Source organism: Nocardiopsis sp. TSRI0078 (assembly GCF_001905145.1).
Classification (GTDB): Bacteria; Actinomycetota; Actinomycetes; order Streptosporangiales; family Streptosporangiaceae; genus Nocardiopsis.
Window position 1 is genome coordinate 1 of sequence record NZ_LWLB01000030.1, and the last position, 3,661, is coordinate 3,661.

Consider the following 3,661-nt stretch of genomic DNA (forward strand, 5'->3'; position numbering starts at 1 on the left):
CGCGCTCGCCCGCGCCGTCGCGGCCCGCCCCGAACTGGAGCTGGACGGGATCATGGCCTACGAGGGCCAGATCGCCGGAGTGGGAGACGCCCCGCCCGGCCGGCCCCTCTACGGCCGCCTCCTGCGCGCCGTCCAGCGCCGGTCCGCCCTGGAGCTGGCCCGGCGCAGGGCCGCGATCGTGCGCGCCGTCCGCGCCGTCGCCGACCTGCGCTTCGTCAACGGCGGCGGTACCGGCAGCCTGCACACCACCGGCCGGGAGAGGGCGGTGACCGAGCTCGCGGCGGGGTCGGGGCTCTACCACCCGCACCTGTTCGACCACTACCGGTCCTTCGGCGGCCGCCCCGCCGCCCTGTTCGCGCTCCCGGTGGTCCGGCGCCCCGCCCCCGGCGTGGCCACCGCCCTCGGCGGCGGCTATCCGGCCTCCGGACCGGTGAACGCCCACCGCGCCCCGCTCCCCCACCTGCCCGCCGGGCTCTCCTACAGCCCCAACGAAGGCGCGGGCGAGGTGCAGACGCCCCTGCTCGGAGCCGCGGCCGACGGTCTGTCGGTCGGCGACCGGGTGTGGATGCGCCACGCCAAGGCGGGAGAGCTGTGCGAGCGCTTCGACACCCTGCACCTGGTCGACTCCGACACCGGCGAGTACGCGGGTGCCGTCCCCACCTACCGGGGCGAGGGGCAGGCCTTCCTCTAGGCCGAGCCCCGGGGACAGCGCGCACGGGGGAGGGGCCCGCGCGCCTCGCGCGGGCCCCTCCCCCTTCCCCCGTCTGCTGTGGGCACTACCTCCTGCGGCGCACCGCCCAGGCCACCACGCCCGCGGCGAGGACCGCGCCGACGCCGACCGCGAGGATCACGGCCTCCGGGGGGAGCTGTCCTCGCGACTGGTAGGTGGTGATGACCTCGTTGTCACCCTTGACGACGATGCTGCCCTCCGCGGGCTCCACGGGCCGGCTCTCCACCCGCACTGCTCCGCCGCCGACGACCAGGGCACGCGCCTCGTCGACGATCCGGGCACCGCGCTCGCGGGCCCTGTCCATCTGCCTCCGGGCGATGTTGGCGGGCCGGGCCTGCACGCTCAACTGGTCCAGGGTCTCGGCGAGCCGCCGCTGTTCGCGGTTGATCTCCGCCTCGATATCCGCAGGGGTCTGGCGCGGTTCGGTGTCGCGTCCCGTCATAGGGTGCCTCTCTCCACTAGCGCAGGCTCGTCTGGGATCCCGTGCCCGAGTCGGTGTCCCGACCCTCCTCCTCCGCGCCGTCGGACGGGCCGGAGAACCTCAGCGCGCTGTCGATTCCGTCGACCACGCGGAAGAAGTCCCGCGTGGACAACCACAGTTTATAGATGATGGCGATCTCGAAGGCGAGGAGCAAAACGCCCGCCACAGCGGTGATCCACCCAATCAGGGACGGCTCCGCGAAGACCGCGACCGCCAGCGGGGAGATGATGAACACCGTCATCTGGAACTCGATGCCGCCGACCAGGTGGGTGCGCACGCGCCGGACGTTGAGCGAGGCCCAGAACCGCTGGTACCAGGGGAAGCGGTGCCGGAACTCCTGGTGCAGGTCCACCTTGGGCAGGGTGAGGTCGGGCTGCTTGCCCGCCGTGCGCTGGTTGCGCGCCTCGCGCTCGTTCTGGCTGTGCAGGATCTGCTCCAGCACGCCGATGCCGTGCCGCAGTACCGCCTGCTCGCCGCCGTCGCTCATCGTGCGCCCGCCCGCGCCGGTGGCGGAGCCGGTGTCGTCCTCCTCCGGCTCCAGCATCGACAGGGTCGCGCGTGCACGCTCCAGCGCGGCGGCCAGGTGCGAGCGCATCTCACGGCGTACCTTGTAGACCTGGAGCGCGTTGAGGTAGCGCAGCATGTCCAGGAACACCACGGCCAGGGCCAGCCACACGAACCACACCGGCCCGCGGCCGTCGTCGGAGGCGTCCGCGGCCACCACGTACTGTCCGCCCATGAGGGCGACCACGCACACCAGCACGCGGAACCGGTCGGAGACGTAGTCCATCCACGCCCCGAACAGCGTCTCGGAGCCGGTGAGCCGGGCCAGTTTGCCGTCCACGCAGTCCACGAGGAAGCACAGGAAGTACAGCAGCGCGCCCAGGGCGAGGAACTGGCGGTAGCCCAGGGAGAAGCAGACGGCCGCTCCGAGCCCCAGGAACAGCGCGACCACCGTCAGCTGGTTGGGTGTGGCCGAGGTCCGGTTGGCCAGGAGGCGGACGAGCCGGACCGCGACCGGGTCCACGAGGTAGACCGTCCACCAGGAGTCGCGCTCCTTGAGGGTCCGGGCCCTGACCTCGTCGAGTGTGAATGCGGGCATCGTCGCCAATACTCCCCACAGCGAAGCGGATGTGTTCCGGTCCGGCGGGCTCCGGGCACCGCCAGCGGCGCGGAGTCCCGGTGCGCGCGGCGGGCGCCGCCGGAGAACCGGCCGAAAGGCCAAGTGCGTCAACAATAGGTGATCGCACCGCTGGTCACTCCCGATGCGGACGAACCGAACCGGAATCGCAACCGAAGACCGTACCCCCAGCCTGGCACAACCCACGAAGCGTCAATCCACCAGGCGTCGGACACCGCCAGGTCGCTAGGGTGAGTGACGAGAGCCGGCGGGGCCGGACCGCCCCGCCCGAGAGCAGAGGAGAACACCGCGTGAGCGACCCGATCCGTCTGGAGCCCGGTGACCAGGCGCCCGACTTCACCCTCGACGACGCCGACGGCAAGCCCGTCACCCTGAGCGAGGTGCTGGCCTCCACCGGCAACCGCGTCGTCCTGTACTTCTACCCCGCGGCCATGACCCCCGGGTGCACCACGGAGGCCTGCGACTTCCGCGACAACCTGCGCGAGTTCGACTCCGCCGGGTTCACCGTGCTGGGCGTCTCCCCGGACGGCAGCGACAAGCTCGCCCAGTTCCGGGAGAAGGAGGGCCTGACCTTCACCCTGCTCGGCGACCCGGACAAGGACACCCTGCGTGCCTACGGCGCGTACGGGGAGAAGAAGAACTACGGCCGCGTCGTCCAGGGCGTCATCCGCTCCACTGTCGTCGTGGGCACCGACGGCAGGGTGGAGAAGGCCTTCTACAACGTGAAGGCCACCGGCCACGTCGACCGCATCAAGAGGGAACTGGGCCTCTGATCCCCGTACCGGTGCCCGGTCCGGCCGGACCGGGCCCAGGGGCCTCGGGGCGCGTTCGGCGAACACGCCCTGGAGGCCGGATTCGGTCCGGGCACCGGTACAGTTGTCCTCACGGGGCCGTAGTCCAACCGGCAGGAGACGGCAGCTTTAGGTGCTGTACAGTGCGGGTTCGAATCCCGCCGGCCCTACCGAGCGGGCCCGCTGCCCGGGGATCCACACCCCGGCCGCGGGCCTTCGTGCTCTCCCCCCGCGGCCCGGCTTTCGCCTAGCGGCCCAGCAGCGCCCACAGCATCACGGCCAGCAGCACGAGCACGCCGAGGGCGACCGCGACGACGGCGACCACCGGCATCCGGCTCTTCTCGGCGTGCCGGCCCGAACTGGTCAGCCCCAGCGTGTCCGTGGACTCGCGGATGGACGTCATGATCGAGTTCATCGCCTCGGGACTGCTGCGCAGCCGCTCGTTGATGGACTCGGCCAGCACGTGCGCGCCCGCCCTGAAGTGCTCACGGGCCGACTCGGGGTGGTCCTCCTCACCC

At 71.9% G+C, this 3,661-nt stretch carries 3 protein-coding genes, 1 tRNA gene and 2 pseudogenes; 3 read left to right on the forward strand and 3 right to left on the reverse strand.

Going from position 1 to position 3,661, the window contains the following annotated elements; genetic code table 11:
• Positions 1-691, forward strand: a pseudogene (locus A6A08_RS17025) (amino acid deaminase/aldolase); the annotation flags it as partial.
• An 85-nt stretch (positions 692-776) separates the two neighbouring features.
• Here the strand turns inward: A6A08_RS17025 and A6A08_RS17030 are convergent.
• The gene (locus A6A08_RS17030; RefSeq protein ID WP_073703607.1) at positions 777-1,172 is read right to left on the reverse strand and encodes a DUF3618 domain-containing protein; all 396 of its coding nucleotides are present in this window, start codon (positions 1,170-1,172) and stop codon (positions 777-779) included.
• 16 nt (positions 1,173-1,188) lie between these two features.
• Complete coding sequence (locus A6A08_RS17035; protein ID WP_073703608.1) at positions 1,189-2,313, reverse strand: CDP-alcohol phosphatidyltransferase family protein; 1,125 nt, start codon at positions 2,311-2,313, stop codon at positions 1,189-1,191.
• A 329-nt stretch (positions 2,314-2,642) separates the two neighbouring features.
• Between A6A08_RS17035 and bcp the strand changes: the two genes are divergently transcribed.
• Positions 2,643-3,125, forward strand: coding sequence for a thioredoxin-dependent thiol peroxidase (gene bcp / locus A6A08_RS17040; RefSeq protein WP_073703609.1), 483 nt, complete (start codon positions 2,643-2,645; stop codon positions 3,123-3,125).
• A 113-nt stretch (positions 3,126-3,238) separates the two neighbouring features.
• A tRNA-Leu gene (locus tag A6A08_RS17045) sits at positions 3,239-3,313 on the forward strand.
• Positions 3,314-3,390: 77 nt separating this feature from the next.
• On the opposite strand, the pseudogene A6A08_RS17050 reads toward A6A08_RS17045, so the two are convergent.
• Positions 3,391-3,661 (reverse strand): annotated as a pseudogene (locus tag A6A08_RS17050) (serine/threonine protein kinase); the annotation flags it as partial.

What these genes read in the sequence shown, in the direction of transcription:
- A6A08_RS17030 (WP_073703607.1), bottom strand. Translation starts at nt 1,172, where the DNA reads ATGACGGGACGCGACACCGAACCGCGCCAGACCCCTGCGGATATCGAG.
- A6A08_RS17035 (WP_073703608.1), bottom strand. Translation starts at nt 2,313, where the DNA reads ATGCCCGCATTCACACTCGACGAGGTCAGGGCCCGGACCCTCAAGGAG.